The organism is Pseudoruminococcus sp. (assembly GCF_047012705.1).
GTDB lineage: Bacteria > Bacillota > Clostridia > Oscillospirales > Acutalibacteraceae > Pseudoruminococcus.
Genome location: NZ_JBKXNW010000001.1, coordinates 267134 through 290452, shown reverse-complemented (window position 1 = coordinate 290452; position 23319 = coordinate 267134). Strand labels below are relative to the sequence as shown.

Here is a 23319-nt window from a genome sequence, read left to right as displayed (position 1 = left end):
CGAAGTTTTTAATTAAAAGCTTAGACGCGAATAGCAAGCGTTAATTTAACAAAAAAGTGGAACGCGTCTTGGGAGAGACGGCTCGCCGTCAGGGAACCCCCTGCGAGGGTTCCCTACAAAAAACATTCCACTGGAATGTTTTTCTACCCTCCTGCGCTTAGAGGAGTATTAAAGAGTTTCACTCTCTGCGGAGAGCGACCAAAGGCGCTGCCTTTGGAAACCGCAGGCTTTTGAAAAAGCTTGAGCAAAACTTTTAATTTATATGATTTTATTCTTGTGCGTTGAACCTCTCAGCGCACCGATTTTTTAAGCATATTTTACTTGTAATTATTAGGAGGTTTACTATGGCACTTGACGGTGTTTTCCTACGCCACATTAAAAATGAATTACAAACGGCTCTTGCCGATAGTCGTGTAGATAAAGTCTATCAGCCTTCAAATGATGAAATCGTTCTGACTATGCGTTCTCGTGATAGTGGCTCGAAGAAGCTTCTTCTCTCTGCAAGAGCTAATAGTCCCCGTATAAATATAACATCTCAGACACCCGAAAATCCACAAACTCCGCCTATGCTTTGTATGCTTTTGCGAAAAAGGCTTGCAGGAGCAAGACTTCGTGAAATTCGTCAGCCTGAACTCGAAAGAATACTTTTTCTCGATTTTGAGGGCAAAAACGAACTGGGCGATACAGTTATGATGACACTTGCTGTCGAAATTATGGCACAGTATAGCAATGTCATTTTCATAGATGGCGATGGTATGATTATTGACGCACTAAAGCGTGTTGACCCTACTATGTCATCAAAAAGACTTGTACTGCCGAATGTTCGCTATGAACTTCCACCAAAGCAGAATAAGCTGAATATGCTTGAAGTATCAGCTGAGGAGATGCTTTCAGCAATAAAAGCCTACCCGAAAAATGCAGACCTATCTAAGGCTATTCTTGCAACGGTTCAAGGCGTTTCGCCTATTATATGCCGAGAAATTGCACATCTCACAGGCAGAGGAAACGATGTATTTTCAAAGGAACTTACTGCCGAAAATGAAAAGCGTTTGCTATATTTCTTAAATAGAACTATCGAAACCACAAAAAATATAAGTGGTTCGCCTATACTAATAAAAGATAACACAGGTAAACCGACGGATATTTCATTCCTTGATATAACACAATATGGAAATAGTTTTTCTATTGAACACCCCGAAAGTTTTTGTAGCTTACTTGATGAATTTTATTCAAGGCGAGATTCTATCGAGAGAATGAGAGCAAGGTCGCAGGATTTATCAAAACTTCTGACTAATCTTTGTGAGAGAATTTCCCGAAAAATAATTGCACAGCAGGCAGAACTTACTGCTTGTGTCGATAGAGAGCATTTGAGAATTTGCGGAGATATACTCGAAGCAAATCTTTATAGAATAAAAAAGGGCGATGAATTTTGCGAGGCAGAGAATTTCTATGATGAAAACCTTGCCAGAATTAAGATTAAATTAAATCCGGCTCTTTCACCGACGCAAAACGCTCAAAAATATTATAAGGATTATCGTAAAGCGAAAACCGCAGAACAGATGCTTAAGGTTCAGCTTGAGAAGGCACACGAGGAATTGCAGTATCTTGAAGCTGTTCTTGATTCTCTCGGCAGAGCTGAAACAGAAAGAGAACTTAATGAAATCCGCACAGAGCTTGCCGAGCAAGGCTATATCCGTACAAACCGTAAAAAACAGAAAAAAGAAGCAACGCTTCCTCCTCTTGAATATAAATCCAAGAGCGGATTTACTATTCTTGTCGGCAGAAATAACCGCCAGAATGACAAATTAACTCTAAAGCAAGCTGATAAAAACGACCTTTGGTTTCATACTAAAGAAATTCCCGGCTCGCATACGATTATAGTTACTAATGGACAAACTCCTGATGACGATACGATTATTTATGCAGCAAGTCTTGCAGCGTATCACAGTAAGGCGAGAAACGCAGGAAAAGTTCCTGTTGACTATACAAAAATCCGTTATGTTTCTAAGCCGCAGGGTTCAAAGCCCGGTATGGTAATCTATATAAACCAAAAAACTTTGTATGTAGAACCTATGGAGAATTTTCCGGAAAATGGGAGGTCGGATAAATGAAAAAGCAGATTAGATATATTATTATAGCAGGAATAATTTTGGCGGTTCTTATCGGTGCGTTAGTTTTTCTTCTTACAATGCCGAATAAAGAAGAAGAAAACACAAGTACAAGCTCTGATACTACAAAAACACTTATAGAGCAATCTACAAATAATATTGAAAGAATAGAAGTCGATAATAGCGGCGGAAAATATACTCTTATGGGTTATGGTGTTAAGGTTGAGAGTACAGTTGAAAGCAGTGGTGAAACAAGTACCGTTACAACAACAGAAATGATTTTCACTATGCAGAATTATGATAAGTATACCATAGATGCGGATAAAGCAAATTCTCTTGCTTATGATTGTGCAAATCTTGTTGCATCTAAAACAGTTAATACAAATAATAATCCCGATTCTGATTATGGACTTGATAAACCTCGTGCAACTGTAACCGTAGGTTTTTCTGATGGCTCAGAAAAGACTATAAAAGTTGGAAATGAAGTTCCGGGTGGTGAAAGTGCCTATGTAAGAATGGGCGATAGCGATAAAATCTATGTTGTTGCCCTTGATTCAATAAATAGTATGCTTGTTGAAAAGCTTCAGATGTTCGATAAAACCATTTTCAGTAGTCTTAATGATGATGAAACGCTTGATTTAATTTCTATATCGGGTTCAGGCAGAAAATCTGCCCTCAAATTTGAAAGAAATTCTTTTTCGGATATTTCAGAATATTATATGTTCTCTCCAATGTCCACAGCGTGTGATACAGATAAAATAGAGAGCTTGCGTGATTCTACATTATTCCCGCTTGTTGCAGATTCTGTTGCCGCAGTAGACGTCAAAGAGAGTGAGCTAAACAAATATAACTTAGATAAGCCGTATTATGTTTTAGAGGCAAAAACAAGTATGCACTCATATAAACTTCTGGTCTCTAAACCTGATAAAGATAAAAATTGCTATATTATGCTTGATGGAGAAAATATTGTTTATAAGGTTGAGAATAGTGTTATAGATTTTATGAGTAGCGACGGTAGTGATTTGATTTCAAAAACTATTTTTTCACCAAATGAACTAAAAATAGATTTAGCTGTAATATCCTATGGAAAGATTAAAGATACTTATAAACTTACCCATACGGTGAAAAAGAATAATAATGGTGTTGATGTTACTATAACCGAAGTCAAGCGCGAGAATGAAAGTGTAAAAGCGGATCTTTTAGCTAAATTTATGAAGAATCTTTCTGTTTTAGAAAGAACAGAAAAAATTCCAAAGTATGATGAAAAATCAACGCCTATTTTGAGCGTATCGGTTACATATACTGATGATACGACAGATACTCTTGAAATTTATAATGGCGATAAGAAGGCAATAGTAGTATTAAACGGTAAAGCTGTTGGTACAACTGAACTTGAAACAGCTGAAAAACTTACGAACTGTGCAAAATCTCTTGCAACAGGTTCTGACTTCGATTCTCTTGTTAAGGACGAGAGCGAAACATCTGATAGTAGTAGTAAAGCAGCAGCATAAAGGAGATTAAAAATGGAAGAACAAGGCAAATTAAAGGAATTATATACAAAGTATAAAGAAATGATTCTCTATTTGGTTTTTGGTGTACTTACAACTGCCCTAAATTATGTAGTTTACTTCATTTTTGCAGTTCCTCTGGGTGTGCATTATGAGATTTCAAACTGTATTGCATGGGTAGCAGGCGTAATATTTGCGTTTTTTACAAACAGAAGTATAGTATTCAATTCTCAGGCAAAAGGTTTCAAGAAAAAATTTATTGAAGCTGTAGAATTTGTTGCTGCAAGATTATTTTCACTTGTAGCAGAAATGATTATTTTATGGTTCTTTATAGAAATAGTTCCACTTTGTCCTGATGAAAATTGGAATAGCCTTATTGCAAAATTCATCGGTGCGGTAGTAGTTGTCATACTTAACTATATTGCAAGTAAGTTTGTTATTTTCAAAAAGGATAAGAATGAACCTAAAGCTTAAATGCTCTAAGGTGAATATTAGGGGTTGTATTTTGCTGTGAATGATATAAGATATATTTGTCCTATTTGCGGAGAGCGTCTTGCAAGAATTGAAAAAAGCTTTGTCTGCAAAAATAATCATAGCTTTGATATTGCAAGGCAGGGCTATGTTAATCTACTTCCGGTAGGTCAGAAACATTCTCTAAAACCGGGTGACGATAAAGAAATGCTTAATGCTCGCCGAGATTTTCTGAATAGCGGACTTTATGAGCCAATCGCAAATAGCGTTACAAGTAAAATACAGACCCTTACAGCTAAGAAAAAATTACCTGTGATAATAGATGTCGGTTGTGGCGAAGGCTATTATACGCGCAAAATAGCGGATAACATAGTAGGTTCTCATTGTGTTGGTGCAGATATTTCAAAAGATGCTGCAAGAATGGCGTGTTCTCGTGGTAAGGATATTGAATATTGTGTTGCAACGGCTTCGCATCTGCCCTTTGAGTCCAATAGTGCTGATGTTATAACAGCGATGTTTTCGCTTGTATGTGAAGATGAGTTTGCAAGAGTTTTGCGTGATGGTGGTTATATTGTCGAGGTTACAGCGGGTACGGAACATCTAATAGAATTAAAACAGATTATTTATGATGAGGTTTTTCCGCAAGATAAGCACCCGGCACCTTGTGGAGAGAAATTCAGAGAAATTTCTTGCGAAAATTTTAGCTATAAAATTGATGTTAATGGTGATTTGCTGAAATCCCTTTTAAAAATGACACCACATATTCGCAGAATAAATCCTGAACATAGAAAGCGTTTGGATTCTCTCGAAAGTCTAAGCCTGACCATTTCCTATTGGCTGACAGTAAGACGAGCTAAATGCTGACCAACTATCCCTGAGATGTAGAATTGCGTCATGTGACTACCTGCGACAAGTTTCGCTTGTAGTGGATTAGGGAAGATTGTTGACGCAGTTGAAGAAACTACCGAAATGGTTCCGTAAAATAAAAATGCTATCACAACCTTGAGATTGTGATAGCATTTTTGGATTTATAAAGAAACTTATTTTTTATGATTTGATGAGCAACCACAGCCCTCGTCAAGTTCAGTTGATTTAGGTGGGAAGAACTCATCTGTCGGGAATTCTATTCTGCTGAAAAGTTCGCAAGGGTTATCGCAAGAGGTTACACATTCCTTGTCAGGAATACAGAAATCATACGCAGGAATCATCATCTGCACATTTCTCTCGATTTGAACGATTGTGAATATACCGATTGTAGCAAGAACCTCTTTTTCAGATTGTTCTCCTGAGAACTCTCCACCATATTTTTTGCAGATACATTCAGGGATTCTGCAAGGTGGCGAACAGCATTTCTTTTTCTCGCAAAGTTTTGCCGAAAGTGCTATCGGTTCGGCAACCTGTACAGTTGCTTTCGGAAGATTACGCACAAACATATTTTGATGGTCAAATTCATCAAGCTTAAAATCAGAGCTGAATACCTTTACATTTCCTTCACTGCCGTAGAGAATGACTTTCTTGCTAAAGACAGATAGACCTGAAACCGTCACAGGTACAGCCGCAGGCTGCATAAATACATCAAGGCATACATCAAAGAAGAAAGTCATATCCACCGAGTAAAAACCTCTATGGAATGGCACAGGCTCTAAATCGAGCAGAACCGTTATAACCTCAACATCACGCAGTCTTACATTAGTTGCCTTATCAATTATATTTTGCGTTGTTGGAGTGAAATAAACCTCTAAATCTTCAAGACAATCCTTATCTCCGCATGAATCATAAACTCTTTGAGCGTCTATGCAAACGGTTTCGTTAAAACCACTGTTTTGAGAGCAGTTATTAACTTCTCTTGTATCAAATTCATTTTCTGCCATATAATTACAAAGCTCCCTTCATAGAATGGATTACAGTAACATTCTATGTGGGAGCAGTAGTTTTGTGCAATTATTTTATAGAAAAGGTCTTACGCTATTTGCAAGATGTTCTTCAAGCTCAATAAGGCGTTTTGTGATTTGTTTTGAGGTTTCGTCTGCCGCCTTATATTGATTAAGGTAGCGACTGAGAGATTTCACACCCATATTGCAACCATCAGTAATAAGGTCGGCAACAGTGCCGTCGGATTCATTAACGGCAAGCTTCATATTTGTTTTAAGCCATGACATACTTTTCGCCATAGCGTTGGGGTCTTTGCCGTCATCGTGGTATTTATCAAGTAAAAGCTGAATTTGATTTTCAAGCTTTTCGTGGTCGTTTTTACAACGGTCAAGATGTTTTTTAAGGTCGGTATTGCTTACATAGTCAAGCACATCTTCTATACTTGCTACGCCCATTTTGATTCCTGCATCGCACTCTCTTAAAAGTTTAATAGTATCAGATTCTATCATAAAATTCTGCCTCCATTTTCATTTTATAGAAGTAGTATAGGCAAAATTTTAGAAATTATTTATAGAAGGCAAAAATCCCCGATTGCATATAGCTATCGGGGATTAATAGGAAATCACAATATAAAATTAGGAACGTTTTTTCTTAAAGCTTATAACGAAAGCAGTAATAGCACCTAAGCCAAGAACAGAAGCGATAGTGATAGGCATAGAACTATCGCCTGTACTTACACCCTTGCCTGTTTCAGCAGGTTTGCCGGTGTTACTTACTACACTTGGTTCTTTGCTTGGAACATCACTAGGGTTACTTGGAACTGAAACTGGCTCGCTTGGTTCGGAGATTGGTTCTTTACTTGAATTTTGGCTGGATTCTTGACTGGATTCTTGACTAGATTCTTGGTTTGAATCTTCCTTAATAGGAATGATTTGGCTTTCGCCCTTATATCCACAAATAATGCATTCATCATGCTTGGAACCCTCTTCGGTAGTTGTTGCTTCTTTGTCAATTACTGTTTCGAGGTCGTGTTTTGCTATATCAGTCTTTTCTCCGCAGGAGCATTCGTGCCAGTGGCTTTCACTGTCATACTTCCAGTCTTTGCTGTAACTATGTTCATGTACAAATGGGTCGCCTTTAGCAGTTTCATAGTAATAGAAAGTGTACATACCTGCTGATTGTATTGTTCCACCGCTAATTTCTATAAAATAAGTACCTTTATCAAGCTCTATTTCATATGTACCAGCAGGCGAAGACATAGTGTTATAATCAAGTACCACTTGGTCTTTATCAGTAAATCTGTAATTCATATATGTGATTTGTGATGTGTTTACAAATGTATATTTTGCTTTTTTGTTTACTTCAAATTTATACCAATAATCAGGTTGTTGTTCTTCAATAATAGAATTATATTTTGTATCTATTTTTATTTCCATAGCCTTATCAGGGCTTTCGTTTGGAGTATTTACATTAGAGTTTGCACTCTTAAATGTACCATTGATTTTATAAGCTGTCGGCTCGTCTATTTTATCATCAGCATAATAATGGTATCCCAAAACTTTTAAATAATATGTACCTTTATATAGATAATAAGTATTGGATTCTGTTTTGGGCGTGCCGTCGGTTCTGTTTTCAATACTATCGTATTGCACAGAGAAATCTTCATTATAAAGTTCGCTCTTGAGAGTTGCATCGAGATTAGGATTAGAATTTGTAAATTTAACAGTAAATGCACCATCTTCCTCAATAACTACCTTATAATATTGGTAGTCTTCAAAAGAACTGATTGTACCGTCATAGCTTGTACCATCAGTTTTAAGGTCAATAGCATTAACTAAGCTTCCGTTTTCTGATGTAACCGCAATAGTATTTTTAGCGGAAACGGTAAGCGACAATGCTGTTGCTGTGCCTGCAACGAGGCTCGCCGCAAGCATAACTGCAAGGATTTTTTGCTTTTTGCTTGATTTCATAATAATTCCTCCATAAATGATAATATTAAGTATTAGAGTTCTTAATAAAATAAGAACTTTTGTACTTTATTTAACTATACTATTTTCAATGAAATTTGTCAACACTAAAGTTCTATTTTTTTAAGAACTTTTATAATTTGAAAGAACACTTTCGTTCTTGTATTCTTGAACAAAAAGAGGTAATAAACTATGATTAAATCTAATGATTTTGGCAAAAAGTTAAAATCAATAAGAACGAGCAGACATCTTTCTCAAGAAGAACTTGCGTTCCAATGCAATATGCAAGCTTCACACATTGGTCAAATTGAACGAGGACAGAAAAATCCTACTCTGGATACTCTCCAGAAAATTGCAAATGGTCTTGATATTCCGCTTACAGAACTATTGAACTTTAGTACCGAGCCAAATCTTGAAAACACAAATACGACTATTATTAGAATAAATGCCTACCTTGCTTCCCTAACACCCAGACAACAAGAGCATATTCTTGCAATAGTTAAAACTTTTAAATTTTATGGCTGAATCTGACTAAATTCGGCATATTCCGACAAGTTGACTTTTGATTATTATCGTTATATAATATAAGTTAACCTTAGAATTATTATAAGGAGGAATAGTTATGACCAAGCTCTATCTTGCCATACCTTGCTATAATGAAGAAGAGGTTTTGCTTGATTCCGCAGAAAAGCTCTTTAACAAATATAGACAGCTTATGAAAGCAGGCAAAATTTCTAAGGATAGCCGCATCGTATTTATAGACGATGGCTCATCGGATAAGACATGGAGTATTATTCAGGGACTTCACGAGAAAATACCAATGTTTAGCGGTATTAAGCTGAGCTGCAACCGGGGTCATCAGAACGCCCTTCTATGTGGTCTTGTTACCCTTAAGGACTATGCAGACGCAGTTATTTCTATGGACGCCGACCTTCAGGACGATATTGATGCAATCGACAAAATGCTTGATAAATATGAACAGGGTGCGGATATTGTTTATGGCGTTCGCTCAAGCAGAGAAACCGATACAAAGTTCAAACGCTTCACAGCAGAGGCATATTATAAGATTCTGAATAAGCTTGGTGCAAAGACTATCTTTAATCATGCCGATTTCAGACTTATGAGCAAGCGAGCTTTAAATATCTTTGCCGAGTATAAAGAAGTTAATATATTCCTTCGCGGAATGGTGCCAATGATTGGCTTAAAAAGCGATATTGTTGAGTATGAACGCAAAGAGCGTCTTGCGGGCGAAAGCAAATATCCATTAAAGAAAATGATTGCTCTCGCTTGGGAAGGCATCACATCTCTTAGTGTTAAGCCTATAAGAATCATTACTTTTATTGGGCTCATATCCGTACTTATCAGCATAATTATGCTCTTTGTATTCCTTATTCAGTGGATATGCGGAGTAACAGTTGCCGGTTGGACAAGCATTATCTTCTCAATATGGCTTCTTGGCGGATTGCAGATTTTCGCAATCGGTATTGTTGGTGAATACATAGGTAAAATTTATCTTGAAACAAAGCATCGTCCAAGATTTATTGTTGAAAAATTCCTTCATGATGAAGAAAAGCCAAATAGCTAAAATTTAATATTCAGAAAATTAAACGACTTGAAATCTGTATTTGAGATTTCAAGTCGTTTTTATTCAAAGCAAAATTTTATTGAATGTTTTTTAAATAGTCGGTTTTATCTGCTTCAGTGATTTTTCTTAGAATTTTGCAAGGATTTCCAACAGCTATTACACCAGACGGGATATCTTTTGTGACAATACTTCCTGTGCCAATTATGCTATCGTCGCCGATAGTAACACCGGCAATAACCTTAACATCTCCACCAAGCCATACTCTTTTGCCAATATGAATTGGTTTTCCGAAACAACCACCGTTAATTCTTTCCTCGGCATCTATTGAGTGGTTAGCTGAATAGATACCAACATTAGGACCTAAAAGAGTATTTTCACCAATGGTGATTTCAGAGCAATCTAAGATTACACAGCCGAAGTTTATATATACATTGTCGCCAATAGTAATATTTTTGCCGAATTCACAGCGAAAATCAGGTTCTATCCAAACATTTTTTCCGACTGATTTAAAAAGCTTGCTCATAATTTCTTGTCTTAATTCGGTTTCGCCGTCATCTGTTTTGTTATATTGACGAAAAAGTTTCTTAGCATAAATTCGCCTTTGAAACAAATCGTCGTCAAAATCGTTATATATCATACCTGCTTGAAGTTTTTCCTAGTTGGTCATAGTTTATAATTCCTTTCTAAGATTAAGCCTTAATGTGCGAAGATAGGCTTTATGTTCAGGGCTTACACGAAAGCTTTCTATTGCCTTTTGGATAGTTTTATTATGAACCCATGGAGTAAGTTTTTTCTGCTCTATAAATTTAATTGCCGAAGAATACTTTTTCGCAAGAGCTGTAGCAAAATACCACGCAATCATCATATTGATGTAATATTCATCACTTATGATTTTTGAGGCAAGTTCAAGATGATTTTCTTCAAATTTTTCATCAAGAAAATATTTCATAAGCATACCAAGTCCATATCTTACAGTATAAACTTGGTCTGAACTTATCCATTCATTTATTTTTATAAAAAGCTTATCTGTATGTTTGGCAAAGATTTTTGGCGACATTAAATCGCAGGTTGCCCAGTTATCTACATATGGAAGAAATTCATCTGTTAAGCTTATAGCCTTATCATAATCTTTTATGGGTTCAATGAGTAATGCATGAAGATTATTTTCCTCATAATACTTATGCGGAAGTATTGTTAAAAACTCATCGGCTTCAGCAGTTTTTGAAAGAGATTTTGCATATTTTCTAAGAACAGGCATTCTTATTCCGATAATAGTTTCAGGATTGACTGTAGGCATAAGTTTTGAATGAAAATTTTTATATTCTAAATCTTGCAAAGATAGGAGTTCAGTACGAATTTTATTTTCTGTATTCATAGTATACCACCACAGCTAAGAGCCTCTTTTTTTAGGTAATCGACAATTTCTCTTTCAGTTTTCATTTTAAGAACATTTTCTGCAACTATTTTTGCGTGAGCTTGACTCCATTTTGAAATAGCTCGTCTGGTTTTTAATGTTACTGCCGCTGAAACGCTGAATTCATCAAGTCCGAAAGCAATTAGAAGCGGAATCATAAGCGGGTCGCTCGCTGCCTCTCCGCACATTTCAACAGATATTCCAGCCTTGTGTCCGCATTCAATAATGTGCTTTATAGCACGGATTACAGAAGGGTGAAAAGCTGAATAAAGATAGGATACATCATCATTGCCTCGGTCTACTGCCATAATATATTGAGTTAAATCGTTTGTTCCGATGCTGAAAAAGTCGACTTCTTCGGCGAGAATATCCGCTATCATCATTGCTGACGGAGTTTCTATCATAATGCCGATTTCAAGGTTTTCTTCAAAGCATTTTTCGCTTTCTTTGAGCTGATTTTTTGCGGTTTCTATAGCCTTTTTGACAGCTTGTACTTCTTCTGTGCAGGTTACAAGAGGAATCATAAGCTTTATTTTTCCGTAAATGCTTGCACGAAGAATAGCCCTTAGCTGTGTAAGAAAAATATCTTCTTGTTTTAGGCAATATCTTATAGCCCTATTGCCAAGATATGGATTTTCTTCTTTCTCGATATTAAGATACGGAATAATCTTATCTCCGCCAATATCAAGGGTTCTGATTTTTACGGGCTTATGTCTGAATGTAAGTGCTGTGCGTTTATATTCAGCATATTGTTCATCTTCTGTGGGTATTCTGCTTTTTTCGAGGAACATAAGCTCTGTTCTGAAAAGTCCTATACCTTCGGCGGTACATTCTTTAGCTTTCAGAGCTTCCTCTGACGAAGCAATATTGCAGAAAAGAAGTTTTTTATCTCCATCGGCTGTAACCGTTGTAGCATTTTTATATTTATTCAGTTCATTACGCCGTTTTATGTAGCGGAGTTGCTTTTTGGAATATTCTTCAAAGGTTGCTTTATCCGGAGATACAATAATATTGCCATTGCTTCCGTCAACGATTACAGTATCACCGTTTTTCATACTTTCAAGTGCATTATCTACGCTGAGAACTGCCGGAATACCTAAAGCACGAGCGATGATTGATGAATGAGAGGTTGCTCCGCCGTTTTCTGTGATGATTCCGACAATGTTTTCACTGTTGATGCCTGAGGTCATAGACGGAGTAAGAATATCTGCAACAACGACAGTATTGGGAGGTGCATTCTTGAGATTTATTTCTTCTATGCCAAGCAAGATGTTTAATAATGAATTTTTTATATCAAGAACATCTGTTGCACGCTGATTAGTTAGTTCATCATCGACAGAGGAAAACATTGAGATAAATGAATCGCAAATTTCAGAAACGGCGTATTCGGCGCATTTGCCATTCTTGATAAGGCTTTCAATTTCACCTTGCATATAAGGGTCTTGAACCATTATTATATGTCCGAATAGAATTTCAGATTCTTTTTCACCTGCATTAGCAGCGATTTCATTTGCCATTTCCTGAGTTTTTATGATAAATTTTTTGATTGCATCATAGTAGCGTGCGATTTCTTCTTCAACGCTTTTAATAGCGTATTTATCAAAATTTATTTTTTGCTTTTCAATCACTAAAACTGTTCCGATACCTATGCCTTCAGAAACACCGATACCCTTTAACATAATTAATCGCCGCCTTGTTTTAATAAAAAATAAACCTATTTAATAACCGAAAAGTGTATTATCACTTCTATATTCTGAATTTATTTATAATACGCTTTTAATTGGCAACGCCCTTATGCCTTACACACTTTTAGCAACTTATTCACCGCAAGTATAATTAAAAGCTTTATATACGCTATAACACCAAGCGTGTATATATCTACAATTATTATAGAAAATAAATCAGAATATGTCAAGATATAAAACACGATTCGTGTAATAATTAGAGGCTTAAAACAAATTATTACTTATAAAGTGTTTATAGTCTGTCATCAAATAGGTCTTAAATATTGTTTTTAATTGGTAATAAAATCTGACTCTATAAGTTCTTCAGCCTTTTTAAGAGCCTCTTTTTCATCTACGCCATCGCATTGAAGTTCGATTTCATCACCGCACTTTATGCAGGCTGCCATTATATTTAAAAGACTTTTTGCGTTTATCATATTCCCTTTATATAAAATTTCAGAATTACAATCATATTTACACAATTCGTTTGCAAGAACTCCAGCAGTTCGGAGATGTAAGCCCTCCGCTGAAATAACAGTAAATTTTTTACTAATCATTTTTATATTCCTCCTTATATACTTTTAAGAGCGAAATTTTATTTACCTTAGGAAGATTTTATTTTGCTAATCAAAGATTCCTATATCTGAGATATTTTTTTGATTTTTATTGGTTCTCTTCGTTTTAATATTGCAATCATAAGCATTGTTGCAAGTGAACCTGACAAAATTGCAAATAAATACCCTGATGGATTTTCCATAAATGGAATTACAAAAACTCCGCCATGTGGAACTTGAAGTGTACAGCCTAAGGACATTGATACATTTCCTGCAAGAACAGAACCTAAAAAGCAAGATGGTAAAATAGCCAATGGGTCGGCTGCCGCATAAGGAATTGCTCCTTCTGTTATAAAGCAAAGCCCCAAAACATAATTTACTGCGCCTGATTTTCTTTCGGCATCGGAAAATTTACTTTTAAAGAAGGTTGTTGCAAGTGCTATGCCGAGTGGAGGCGTCATACCGCCAGCCATAACCGCCGCCATAACATCATATTTGCCCATAGTCAGTGAAATTGTTCCATAAAGATATGCTGCCTTGCTAAGAGGACCTCCCATATCAAGGGCCATCATTCCGCCGAGAACAGCGCCGAGTATTATTCTACCATTTCCGTCGAGCATATTCAAATCATTTATGAGCCAATTATTTAATAAACTGGCAACTGGATTTATAACTCCCATTACAAAGCCTATTACAAGCATACCTGCAACAGGATATATTAAAACGGATTTTATACCTGCTATGCTTTTAGGAATATGTGAACATAGACGCTCTAAAAGCCACATAAAAATTCCTGCGAAAAAGCCCGCAAATAAGGCACCAATGAAACCTGAGGACACGCCATCTCTTGGATTTGTGAATGTCATACCGATATTTGCCATAAGTCCTCCGACAACGCCGATTGCAAGTCCGGGGCGGTCGGCAATACTCATAGCTATGTAACCTGAGAATATGGGTATCATACATTGAAAAGCGTATTCACCGAGAGTATTTAGAAAGGCGGAAACCTGTGTGCCTGTGCCAAATACACCAAAATCAAGAGCGGCGTTTCCAAGCATTATCATATCTAAGAAATATGATAATGCGTGAAGTATACCGCCGCCAATGGCGAACGGAAGCATATACGAAACACCGCTCATAAGGTGTTTATAGAATTTATGTGCGATGGTTTCGTGCATGGGTATAGGTGGCTTACTTGCATATTCATTTTCTGATATATCGCCCGTATATTTATAAATTTCTTTATTATTGAGGGCGGCTTTAATAGTTTCTCTCGGCATTCTTAAACCGTCAGTAACAGAAGTTATAAAAACACGCTTACCGTTAAAGCGTTCCATATCTACATTTTTATCAGCGGCTATAATTATAACTTCGGCTTTTTCAATTTCTTCATCGGTTAGAACATTCGCTGCACCGGCGGAGCCATTTGTTTCGACCTTTATAGAATAGTGCATTTCTTTTGCAGTCTTTTCGAGAGCTTCTGCTGCCATATATGTATGAGAAATTCCCATAGGACAGGCTGTGACTGCAAGAATTTTATAGTTTTTATTTTCTTCTATGGGTTCTGATTTTTCCTGAGTTTCTTTTGGGAAAAGCTTATCTTCTAATTTATCAATAAAATCTATAAATTCTACTGGAGTTTCAACGGCAGTTAGTGACGGAAAAAGGCTTTCGTCCATCATAAGTGTGGCTAAGTGTGAAAGCAGATTCATATGCTGTTTGCCGTCATCGGGCATAGCTATCATAAAAATAAGATTTACAGGTTTGCCGTCGAGGGATTCAAAATCTACTCCGTCCTCTATGGTCATAGCGGTTATGGCAGGTCTTTTGACAGCGTTTGTCATAGCGTGGGGAATTGCCATACCTCCGCCGATTCCGGTTGTTGTACTTGTTTCACGATCTAAAATGGCTTTTCGGAAGGCTTCCTTATCATTAAGATTTCCAAGTTTAAAATGACATTCAACAAGGGTATCAATGATTTCTTGCTTTGATTTTGGTTTATTTTTAATCAGTATACCATCTTTACTCAAGAGGGAGGATATTCTCATAGATGTTGCCTCCTTTAAAATAAAATTTATATTTATATATTACCACAAATAACGCTATAATCAAGCATATTTTACAAAAAATTATGTGAATTGGTAAAATAAAACGGTAAAATTATCAATACATTTCAGAAAAATAATTATTAATTTTATTTTATTAAAAGAAAATATTAACCAAATTTACAACTTAATTTTATACTTTGTATGTAAGTGTAAATTGCTTGACAATTTATATATCACCGTTTAAAATAATACTTAGGGTAGTTTGTCAACTATCCCTATAACGGTTCTGCTGTTATACTATTTTTTCTGCCGAGAGGCTGTTATTATATATTTTTAATATAAAATTAAATGGCGATAAGATGCCATATTTTATTGGGCTATAGTAGTTTTTTAGCTCAAAAAATAATTTTCGGATTCATATATTTTTCCGTAAGAGATTTTATTTGCGGTAAATAGATATATTTTCTGAGCCTTAAATAATCTGTTTAGAAATAATGTATCAATGTAGGGGATTGGTGCGTTATTATGAATTATACCGATTTTTCGGACTGATTTTATAATACTCAGATTAAAAATTTTATAAAATATAATAGCGGCACTTCCTCGGCAACTGACATAATTCCGAAATATTAAAAATTGAAAAGGAGGTGCCTATAATTATGGATTTATGGTTGGTTGTTGTACTTATAATAGTTTTTGCCGCAATAGCCGGTATAATTGCTTTTTTTGCCGGTATAAATTATCGTAAGAAGGTTGCAGAAAGTCAGATTGGTTCTGCCGAAAAGGAAGCTGAGCGTATAGTAGAGGCTGCTAAGGAATCCGCAGAAGCCAAAAAGAAAGAATCCATACTTGAAGGTAAGGACGAGATTCATCGTTTGCGTAATGAAGCAGACAAAGAGCTTAATGAACGCAGAAGAGAGATTCAGCGTCAGGAACGCAGAATACAACAAAAAGAAGAAACTCTTGAAAAGAAAATGACAAGCCTTGAGGCTAAGGACGAAACTCTTAACAAGAAGCTAAAGGGAGCTGATGATAAGCTTGCTGAAGCTGAAAAGGTTAAAACGGCTCAGATAGAGGTTCTTGAAACAATTTCTAAGTTTACTTCAGAGCAGGCGAAGGATTATTTGCTTAAAACGCTTGAAAATGAGCTTGTTCACGAAAAGGCTGTTAAGGTTCTTGATTATGAGCAGAAAACTCGTGACGAATGTGAGAAAAAGGCAAGAGAGATTATTTCGCTTGCTATTCAGCGTGTTGCTGCTGACCATGTTACAGAGGCGACCGTATCTGTTGTACCTTTACCGAATGACGAGATGAAGGGCAGAATTATCGGTCGTGAGGGACGAAATATCAGAGCGATAGAAACTCTTACAGGCGTTGACCTTATTATTGATGATACGCCTGAAGCTATTACGCTTTCTTGCTTTGAGCCTGTAAGGCGAGAGATTGCAAGAGTTATGCTTGAAAAGCTTATTTCTGATGGAAGAATACACCCTGCAAGAATTGAAGAAATGTATGAAAAGGCTCGCAGAGAGGTTGAAAATACCATCAAGGAAGAGGGCGAAAGAGCTGTTATTGAGGCAGGTATAAACGGAATACACCCTGAACTTATTAAGTTACTTGGCAGGCTCCGTTATCGCACGAGCTACGGACAAAATGTTCTTAATCACTCACTTGAGGTTGCATATCTTGCCGGTATTATGGCTTCTGAGCTTGGTCTTGACCCAACACTTGCTCGCCGAGCAGGACTTCTTCACGATATTGGTAAGGCTCTCGACCACGAGATTGAGGGTTCTCATGTTGAAATCGGTGTTGATGTTGCTCGTAAGTATAAAGAGAGTGAAACAGTTATTCACGCTATTCACGCTCATCACGGCGATGTTGAGGCTAAGACGGTTATTGCTTGTATCGTTCAGGCAGCCGATGCGATTTCTGCTGCAAGACCCGGTGCAAGAAGAGAGAACCTCGAAAACTACATTAAGCGTCTTGAAAAGCTCGAAGAAGTTGCATCAAGCTTTGACGGCGTTGAGCGTAGCTTTGCAATTCAGGCTGGTAGAGAAATCAGAATCATTGTTAAGCCTGAAAAGATTAAAGACGACCAGATGGTTCTTCTCGCAAGAGATATTTGTCGTAAGATTGAGTCTGATGTCGAATACCCGGGACAAATTAAGGTTAATATCATAAGAGAAAGTCGAGCATTCGATTACGCAAAATAAAATAATATAAACTATAAAACGGTAAAGCCTAATTTTGGCTTTACCGTTTTTTGTATGTTTAAGTAAATATATATCGGAATTTGTTAACTTTCTCCGCCGTTTATTTCGTTGAGATTAAGGTCGTAGCTTGTTACTGTATTCCAATCTCTGCGAATAACAATTTCGGCTGTGAGGTCGGTATTATTATATAAGATTGACCATTGAGTGTTGCTGGTTATATCATCTTTGCTTGGTTCTTGTGATGCGGCTTTGAGTGCGTCCCACGCAACTTTGTTTGTGATTTTGCCCTCATTTTTGTTGAAGATTTCTTCCATTGCGTCATATCTTTCTTTGCCGTGACCGTAATTTTCGTTGTGTTGATTTGGTTTTACCTTATCCTTATACATTTCAAAGAAGTTTGTTACAGTGCGAACAGGTGTTGCGACAAGTTTTCTTTCACTATCAAGGCTATATTCGATTACTCTTCCGTCGCCACTTGAATCTGTTATATAAAAATGATAGTCACGACCGCTACTTGCCATCATATCATAGTTTTTTAGAAGTTCGACAGCTTCTTCTGTTGATGCGGCTTTATCAAGCACTAATCTTATTGCTAAGGTTGTAGCGATAGTTGGTTTGCCCGTATTTTGCTTGGTTGGTTCGCTATCAAGAGTCAGAACAGCTATAGATACGCCTTTTTCATTCATTCCGTCTAAGCATACAAATGGTGCAGTAAGGCAGGCAAGTCGGGATTTGAGGTTTTCATCGGCGTTATTTGCAGAAATATTATCAAGAGCGGCAAAGGCGACTGACTTATATCCATCTTTTGGAGTTGAATAAACAAGCATTGCCGAACTGTCGTTCTTAAAATCATAATTTCTGCCCATGAGGTTATTATTATCAGTATTTTTAACACTGAAAGCACTGCAACCAAATTCGGGAACTTCAATATGTACCGGAAGAAGTGGAAGAGCCTCTTTTGTTACGGCATCAACAAAGGACTGATTATCAGTTATACCGTAATTTATGATATTTTCAATATTGTAATCATATTTAATATCCATACGGTATAGATTATAGTCTTCATATGTTGTGATTTTTTGAATAGTTGCCGATGTTTGAAACCTTGTGAAATAAATAGTTGTAAACACAATGGCCACTACAACTATAATTGCGGCTAAAATAATTAGTGTTTTCTTTAATATTTTCATTTCATTTCCTCCATTCGTTATTTAAGGTGAAATCAAATTTCATTGCTAATGCAATGAAAAGCTTTTGCATTACCTGATTAGCTATTTGGTGAATATCGAGATTTGTTATATAGCTAAGGATTTGTTTTTGTTCATCATAGGGAACAGAATAGACTGTCATACTCATTGTAAGGAAGCGCTGAATTTTTCTTTCGAGTGTGAAATATTTATCGCAATGTTTTGACATATATCCACGCATAATTCCTGAAGAACCGATTTCAAGCTCATAAAAATCACATTCTTTATAGTCGGAAAGATAAGAACCGAATATTTTATATAATTCTGTAGATGTATTTTGATGAATGTATTCTACAGTTTTACTATTTGAATATGCTTCTATATAGATATCACGAAGGTTTTCGTTTAGCTCTGCTAAGGCTATCTGTATAGATGTTTCTACGGCATATATAAGAACAGGACTTGAGGTTTTTGCGATTGTTCTTGCTACATCAAATTGATTTTCAAACATAAATTCAACTAAATCCATCAATACGCCGTCTTTTGTGTGGAAAATATTTTGAAATGTACTGCTTGTAACATCGGCTTCTCTTAATATTTCCGCTAAAGTGGTATTGTGATAACCTTTTTCTATAAAAAGCTTTACACAGGCGGATAATATTCGTCTTTTTGAATCTTCCTTGTCATACCTTCGAGCCATTTTAATCACTCCTTTCTGATATATAATTGGTTTATAAACCAATTATAACACAAATGATTAGTTTTTACAAGATGTATAAGAATAAATTATATTTTAATAAAAATATAGTAAATATCTAACAAAATGTAATTCGATTATAGCTATTAGGGAACTTCTTGCTAGGGTTTCCTACGCTTTTAGGAGCATAAAGTGTTTCACTCTCTGCAAAGAGCGACCAAAGGCTTGAGTGAAACTTTTAATCGAACTCGCATTAACAAAGAATTATATGATTTCTTGAAAAATTTTTGTAAGCTTAAAGTAAATTTAAGGCAAGGTGATTATTATATAGACATAGAAAACAAAATAACCTATTAGGAGATGAGATATTATGAGCCAATTCCAAAGTATCTTTAAAAGATATGAGAAAAAATATATTCTTACAACTCAGCAAAAACAAAAAATTCTTGAAACTTCAAAACAGTATCTTGCAAAGGATAAATATTTTCATAGCACTATTTGCAGTATATATTATGATACGCCGTCAAGGCTGATGATTCGCAACTCTATTGAAAAGCCTATATATAAGGAAAAATTAAGACTTCGCAGTTATGGTACACCAAGTGCTGATGATAAGGTTTTCATAGAGCTAAAGAAAAAATATCGCGGGGTGGTTTATAAACGTCGTACGGCTATGACACTTCGTGAGGCGGAAATGTTTCTTTCAGGCAAGATTTTGCCGAAAACACAGATTGAAAAAGAACTTGCATGGGCATTGAAGTATTATGAGGGCATAGAACCAGCAATGTTTGTAAGCTATGAGAGAGATTCTTATTGTGGTATTCAAGATTCAACATTGAGAATTACCTTTGATAGTAATCCGCTTGTCAGAGAAGAAAAGCTTTCATTAACTGACGGAATATGGGGAGAAAAAATTCTTCAAGACGGGCTTTATATTATGGAAGTTAAAACACCATATGCAATGCCGCTTTGGCTTGCAGATGAATTGGATAGGTTGAAAATTTTCCCGGCGTCATTTTCTAAGTATGGTACGGGCTACATAAATTCGTTGAAAAAACAAAATGAGCCTGAATTTGAAACCATTCAGGAAATTAAAAAATTAGCATAAGGAGAGATTATAATGGATATTTTTAACAGCGTATTATCAAATCAATCGACAGCAAGCTTTACAGAGGGTTCGTTCTTTCTTTGTCTGGGTGCATCAATAGTTTTTGGGTTGATTATTGCATTTGTCTATTCGTTCAGAAATTCAACCTCAAAAAGCTTTGTTATGACGCTTGCTTTACTTCCTGCAATCGTACAAGTGGTTATAATGCTTGTGAATGGTAGTATCGGTGCAGGAATTGCAGTAATGGGAGCTTTTAATTTAGTTCGTTTCCGTTCTGTGCCGGGAAGTGCAAAGGAAATTTGTAGTATATTCTTAGCAATGGCGGTAGGTCTTGCAACAGGTATGGGTTATCTTCTCCTTGCAGGAATTTTGGTTGTTGTTATTTGTGCAATTCAGCTTATTTTCAGCTTTATAAAAATCGTTTATAAGACTTCTGTTAAGAAGGAACTTAGAATTACTATTCCTGAAAGCTTAGATTATACAGGCGTTTTTGATGAGCTTTTTGAGCAGTATACAAAATCAAATGAGCTTATAGAAATAAAGACTGCAAATATGGGAAGTCTTTATAAGCTTAAATACATAGTTACACTCAAAGACCAAAACCAAGAAAAGCAGTTTATAGATGACCTTCGTTGCAGAAACGGTAATCTTGAAATTTCTTGTTGCAGAGCGGCTTTTAATCAGGAAACATTATAATTTATGATAAAGGAGATTGATTGAAATGAAAGGTAAAAGAATTTTTGCGGTGTTAATGTCCGCACTTATTATAGTTTCAGCCTTTGCGGGCTGTTCAGGCGATTCTTCACAGACAACTTCTGTTACTTCTGAAAGCAGTAAAACTACCACAAGCTCAAGCAGCTCGGAATCGAGCAAGACAGTTAAAGCGGAGTCTGTAAATGCAAACTTTACTGCTCGTGATATGGATATTGGTTATGAAGAAACCGATGCGGTTAAGATTTCTTGCAGCGGAAGTGAATTTAATATAAGCGGAACCGGCGCAACAGCTAAAAACGGTGTACTCACAATCAGCAAGGAGGGTACATATGTACTGAGCGGTTCAATAGATGAAGGCAGAATTGTTGTAAATGTTACAGATAATGAAAAGGTTCAGCTTGTTCTGAATGGATTTACGATAAAATGCACAACACATTCACCGTTATTTATAAAATCTGCGGATAAGGTTTTTATTACCCTTAAAGACGGCACTAAGAATACTATAACAGACGGTACTTCATATACAGACCTCGCAGATGATGAAAGCAATGTTGACGCGGCTATTTTCAGCAGAGCGGATATGACTATAAACGGCAGTGGTTCGTTGACTGTGAATGGAAATATGAAGAATGGTATCGTCTCTAAAGATGATTTAGCAATTACAGGTGGTACGATTACTGTTAATGCAAAAAATAATGGTATTTGCGGTAAGGACTGCGTTAAAATTGCAGACGGCACTATTACAATTAAATCCGAGGGTGACGGTATTAAATCTAACAACAGTGAGGATACTTCAAAGGGATATATCTATATCTGTGGTGGAAAAATTAACATAACTTCTACAACTGATGCTATTCAGGCAGAAACTACACTTACAATAGAAAAAGGCGAAATTACTCTCAAAACTGGCGGCGGAAGTGAAAATTCCTCGAAAACCTCTGGAGGTAAGGATAATCCTCAATGGGGTAAGTGGGGACAGGAGGGTTCTTCTACAACGGAAGAAGATACTGCAAGTGCAAAGGGTATTAAAGCTGGTGGTGATATAAAAATCAGCAATGCAACTATTACTGCAGATACTTCGGACGACCCTATTCACTCAAATTCTAATGTTACCATAGAGAGCGGAACATTTAAGCTTAAATCCGGTGATGACGGCATACACGCTGATACTTCAACAGTTATTAACAACGGTAATATTGTTATAGAGAAAAGCTATGAAGGCATTGAGGGTTCTAATGTAACTATAAATGGCGGTACAATAGAACTTACTGCAAGTGATGACGGAATAAATGCCGCAGGTGGCAGTGACAGTTCTTCTATGGGCGGTAGAATGGGACAAAACAGCTTTACTGAAAATTCTGATATTTATATAAAGATTACAGGAGGTAAGATTACAGTTAATGCCTCCGGTGACGGACTTGATTCTAACAGCAATCTTATAATTGAGGGTGGCGAAGTTTATGTAAATGGTCCTACAAGTGACGGTGACGGTGCTTTGGATTATGACGGCACAGCAACTATAAGCGGTGGAACTCTTGTTGCAGTTGGTAGTTCAGGTATGGCACAGGGTTTCTCAGATAGCTCAACTCAATGCTCAATTCTGTATAATCTTTCGAGTAGCCATTCTGCTGGTGAAAAGATTACACTTGCTGATTTGAACGGAAATGAGATTCTTTCTTATACAGCAACAAAGCAGTTTAGCTCTATTGTGATAAGCTCAGCTAAGATTACAAAGAGCGGAACATATAAGCTTACTGTCGGCAGTGAAAGCTATGATATAGAAATGAGTTCAACAGTATATTCTAATGGTTCAAGCGGTTTCGGCGGTGGTGGAATGGGCGGCAATAAGCCTGATGGTTTTGGTAGAGGCGACAATGGCAATCCTCCTGACGGTAATCCTCCACAAATGCCAAATGGCGAAAATTCAGGAATGACGCCTCCTGATAAGCCAAGCGGAGAAACTTCAACTACAAATACTTAAGATAGGTTAGTTGATAAACTTACCTAAGACAATTAAAGTTTAGGTCAAGCCTTTTTAAAGGCTTGCGGTTTCCAAAGATAGTCACCTACGGCAGAGCCTTGGGTAGTTTATTGGTAATTTCTTTATCCGTGGCAATAAACTGCCCTTGTAGATGTCGAGGTTTTGCTT

The 23319-nt window shown here is 36.5% G+C and carries 20 protein-coding genes; 10 read left to right on the top strand and 10 right to left on the bottom strand.

Features of this window, described 5'->3' with window-relative positions:
* The first annotated feature begins 344 nt into the window (after positions 1 to 344).
* From ACLU24_RS01350 to ACLU24_RS01335, 4 genes are read left to right on the top strand one after another with little or no spacing between them, the layout of a single operon-like run.
* Complete coding sequence (locus ACLU24_RS01350; RefSeq protein ID WP_412609762.1) at positions 345 to 2111, top strand: Rqc2 family fibronectin-binding protein; 1767 nt, start codon at positions 345 to 347, stop codon at positions 2109 to 2111.
* Complete coding sequence (locus tag ACLU24_RS01345; protein ID WP_412609760.1) at positions 2108 to 3619, top strand: DUF4340 domain-containing protein; 1512 nt, start codon at positions 2108 to 2110, stop codon at positions 3617 to 3619. Before ACLU24_RS01350 ends, ACLU24_RS01345 begins: the two co-directional genes overlap by 4 nt.
* 12 nt (positions 3620 to 3631) lie before the next feature.
* Positions 3632 to 4090, top strand: coding sequence for a GtrA family protein (locus ACLU24_RS01340; protein ID WP_412609758.1), 459 nt, complete (start codon positions 3632 to 3634; stop codon positions 4088 to 4090).
* A 36-nt stretch (positions 4091 to 4126) separates the two neighbouring features.
* Positions 4127 to 4951, top strand: coding sequence for a putative RNA methyltransferase (locus ACLU24_RS01335; RefSeq protein ID WP_412609756.1), 825 nt, complete (start codon positions 4127 to 4129; stop codon positions 4949 to 4951).
* Positions 4952 to 5127: 176 nt separating this feature from the next.
* Here ACLU24_RS01335 and ACLU24_RS01330 read toward each other — a convergent pair whose 3' ends face one another.
* The 3 genes from ACLU24_RS01330 to ACLU24_RS01320 all read right to left on the bottom strand — a co-directional run bounded on the left by ACLU24_RS01330 (position 5128) and on the right by ACLU24_RS01320 (position 7929).
* Positions 5128 to 5958 (bottom strand): hypothetical protein, encoded by an 831-nt coding sequence (locus ACLU24_RS01330; protein WP_412609754.1) that lies wholly within the window; start codon positions 5956 to 5958, stop codon positions 5128 to 5130.
* Positions 5959 to 6033: 75 nt separating this feature from the next.
* The gene (locus tag ACLU24_RS01325) at positions 6034 to 6468 is read right to left on the bottom strand and encodes a hypothetical protein (protein WP_412609752.1); all 435 of its coding nucleotides are present in this window, start codon (positions 6466 to 6468) and stop codon (positions 6034 to 6036) included.
* 126 nt (positions 6469 to 6594) lie between these two features.
* A complete protein-coding gene (locus ACLU24_RS01320; protein WP_412609750.1) occupies positions 6595 to 7929 on the bottom strand; it encodes a hypothetical protein in 1335 nt (444 codons plus the stop codon).
* Between the two features lie 189 nt (positions 7930 to 8118).
* On the opposite strand from ACLU24_RS01320, the gene ACLU24_RS01315 reads away from it, so the two are divergent.
* Complete coding sequence (locus tag ACLU24_RS01315) at positions 8119 to 8451, top strand: helix-turn-helix domain-containing protein (RefSeq protein ID WP_412609747.1); 333 nt, start codon at positions 8119 to 8121, stop codon at positions 8449 to 8451.
* A 97-nt stretch (positions 8452 to 8548) separates the two neighbouring features.
* Positions 8549 to 9511 (top strand): glycosyltransferase family 2 protein, encoded by a 963-nt coding sequence (locus ACLU24_RS01310; protein WP_412609744.1) that lies wholly within the window; start codon positions 8549 to 8551, stop codon positions 9509 to 9511.
* Between the two features lie 76 nt (positions 9512 to 9587).
* Here the strand turns inward: ACLU24_RS01310 and ACLU24_RS01305 are convergent, their stop codons facing one another.
* From ACLU24_RS01305 to ACLU24_RS01280, 5 genes are all read right to left on the bottom strand, one after another.
* Positions 9588 to 10148 (bottom strand): sugar O-acetyltransferase, encoded by a 561-nt coding sequence (locus tag ACLU24_RS01305; protein ID WP_475495299.1) that lies wholly within the window; start codon positions 10146 to 10148, stop codon positions 9588 to 9590.
* 33 nt (positions 10149 to 10181) lie between these two features.
* The gene (locus ACLU24_RS01295; RefSeq protein ID WP_412609741.1) at positions 10182 to 10886 is read right to left on the bottom strand and encodes a DNA alkylation repair protein; all 705 of its coding nucleotides are present in this window, start codon (positions 10884 to 10886) and stop codon (positions 10182 to 10184) included.
* Complete coding sequence (gene ptsP / locus ACLU24_RS01290) at positions 10883 to 12604, bottom strand: phosphoenolpyruvate--protein phosphotransferase (protein ID WP_412609739.1); 1722 nt, start codon at positions 12602 to 12604, stop codon at positions 10883 to 10885. Before ptsP ends, ACLU24_RS01295 begins: the two co-directional genes overlap by 4 nt.
* A gap of 335 nt (positions 12605 to 12939) precedes the next feature.
* Positions 12940 to 13206, bottom strand: coding sequence for an HPr family phosphocarrier protein (locus ACLU24_RS01285; RefSeq protein WP_412609736.1), 267 nt, complete (start codon positions 13204 to 13206; stop codon positions 12940 to 12942).
* 80 nt (positions 13207 to 13286) lie between these two features.
* Positions 13287 to 15251 carry a PTS fructose transporter subunit IIABC gene (locus ACLU24_RS01280; RefSeq protein ID WP_412609733.1) on the bottom strand — a complete coding sequence of 655 codons (1965 nt, stop codon included), beginning with the start codon at positions 15249 to 15251 and terminating at the stop codon, positions 13287 to 13289.
* A 659-nt stretch (positions 15252 to 15910) separates the two neighbouring features.
* Here ACLU24_RS01280 and rny point away from each other — a divergent pair.
* Positions 15911 to 17464, top strand: a complete 1554-nt coding sequence (gene rny / locus ACLU24_RS01275) for a ribonuclease Y (protein WP_412609731.1) — start codon at positions 15911 to 15913, stop codon at positions 17462 to 17464.
* Between the two features lie 83 nt (positions 17465 to 17547).
* Here rny and ACLU24_RS01270 read toward each other — a convergent pair whose 3' ends face one another.
* Together ACLU24_RS01270 and ACLU24_RS01265 are read right to left on the bottom strand one after the other, a co-directional pair.
* Positions 17548 to 18654 (bottom strand): linear amide C-N hydrolase, encoded by a 1107-nt coding sequence (locus ACLU24_RS01270; protein WP_412609728.1) that lies wholly within the window; start codon positions 18652 to 18654, stop codon positions 17548 to 17550.
* Between the two features lies 1 nt (position 18655).
* Positions 18656 to 19351, bottom strand: coding sequence for a TetR/AcrR family transcriptional regulator (locus ACLU24_RS01265; RefSeq protein ID WP_412609725.1), 696 nt, complete (start codon positions 19349 to 19351; stop codon positions 18656 to 18658).
* Between the two features lie 367 nt (positions 19352 to 19718).
* On the opposite strand from ACLU24_RS01265, the gene ACLU24_RS01260 reads away from it, so the two are divergent.
* Genes ACLU24_RS01260 through ACLU24_RS01250 form a run of 3 tightly spaced genes read left to right on the top strand, consistent with a single transcriptional unit; the run spans position 19719 to position 23151 of the window.
* Positions 19719 to 20456 carry a polyphosphate polymerase domain-containing protein gene (locus ACLU24_RS01260; RefSeq protein ID WP_412609722.1) on the top strand — a complete coding sequence of 246 codons (738 nt, stop codon included), beginning with the start codon at positions 19719 to 19721 and terminating at the stop codon, positions 20454 to 20456.
* Positions 20457 to 20468: 12 nt separating this feature from the next.
* Positions 20469 to 21152, top strand: coding sequence for a DUF4956 domain-containing protein (locus ACLU24_RS01255; RefSeq protein ID WP_412609719.1), 684 nt, complete (start codon positions 20469 to 20471; stop codon positions 21150 to 21152).
* Between the two features lie 25 nt (positions 21153 to 21177).
* Positions 21178 to 23151 carry a carbohydrate-binding domain-containing protein gene (locus ACLU24_RS01250; RefSeq protein WP_412609717.1) on the top strand — a complete coding sequence of 658 codons (1974 nt, stop codon included), beginning with the start codon at positions 21178 to 21180 and terminating at the stop codon, positions 23149 to 23151.
* Positions 23152 to 23319 lie beyond the last annotated feature (168 nt).

Coding starts and splice junctions, on each gene's coding strand:
- ACLU24_RS01260 (WP_412609722.1), top strand. CDS start 19,719: ATGAGCCAATTCCAAAGTATCTTTAAAAGATATGAGAAAAAATATATT.
- ACLU24_RS01280 (WP_412609733.1), bottom strand. CDS start 15,251: ATGAGAATATCCTCCCTCTTGAGTAAAGATGGTATACTGATTAAAAAT.
- ACLU24_RS01295 (WP_412609741.1), bottom strand. CDS start 10,886: ATGAATACAGAAAATAAAATTCGTACTGAACTCCTATCTTTGCAAGAT.
- ACLU24_RS01320 (WP_412609750.1), bottom strand. CDS start 7,929: ATGAAATCAAGCAAAAAGCAAAAAATCCTTGCAGTTATGCTTGCGGCG.
- ACLU24_RS01305 (WP_475495299.1), bottom strand. CDS start 10,148: ATGATATATAACGATTTTGACGACGATTTGTTTCAAAGGCGAATTTAT.
- ptsP (WP_412609739.1), bottom strand. CDS start 12,604: ATGTTAAAGGGTATCGGTGTTTCTGAAGGCATAGGTATCGGAACAGTT.
- ACLU24_RS01255 (WP_412609719.1), top strand. CDS start 20,469: ATGGATATTTTTAACAGCGTATTATCAAATCAATCGACAGCAAGCTTT.
- rny (WP_412609731.1), top strand. CDS start 15,911: ATGGATTTATGGTTGGTTGTTGTACTTATAATAGTTTTTGCCGCAATA.
- ACLU24_RS01350 (WP_412609762.1), top strand. CDS start 345: ATGGCACTTGACGGTGTTTTCCTACGCCACATTAAAAATGAATTACAA.
- ACLU24_RS01340 (WP_412609758.1), top strand. CDS start 3,632: ATGGAAGAACAAGGCAAATTAAAGGAATTATATACAAAGTATAAAGAA.
- ACLU24_RS01265 (WP_412609725.1), bottom strand. CDS start 19,351: ATGGCTCGAAGGTATGACAAGGAAGATTCAAAAAGACGAATATTATCC.
- ACLU24_RS01310 (WP_412609744.1), top strand. CDS start 8,549: ATGACCAAGCTCTATCTTGCCATACCTTGCTATAATGAAGAAGAGGTT.
- ACLU24_RS01330 (WP_412609754.1), bottom strand. CDS start 5,958: ATGGCAGAAAATGAATTTGATACAAGAGAAGTTAATAACTGCTCTCAA.
- ACLU24_RS01285 (WP_412609736.1), bottom strand. CDS start 13,206: ATGATTAGTAAAAAATTTACTGTTATTTCAGCGGAGGGCTTACATCTC.
- ACLU24_RS01345 (WP_412609760.1), top strand. CDS start 2,108: ATGAAAAAGCAGATTAGATATATTATTATAGCAGGAATAATTTTGGCG.
- ACLU24_RS01325 (WP_412609752.1), bottom strand. CDS start 6,468: ATGATAGAATCTGATACTATTAAACTTTTAAGAGAGTGCGATGCAGGA.
- ACLU24_RS01250 (WP_412609717.1), top strand. CDS start 21,178: ATGAAAGGTAAAAGAATTTTTGCGGTGTTAATGTCCGCACTTATTATA.
- ACLU24_RS01270 (WP_412609728.1), bottom strand. CDS start 18,654: ATGAAAATATTAAAGAAAACACTAATTATTTTAGCCGCAATTATAGTT.
- ACLU24_RS01315 (WP_412609747.1), top strand. CDS start 8,119: ATGATTAAATCTAATGATTTTGGCAAAAAGTTAAAATCAATAAGAACG.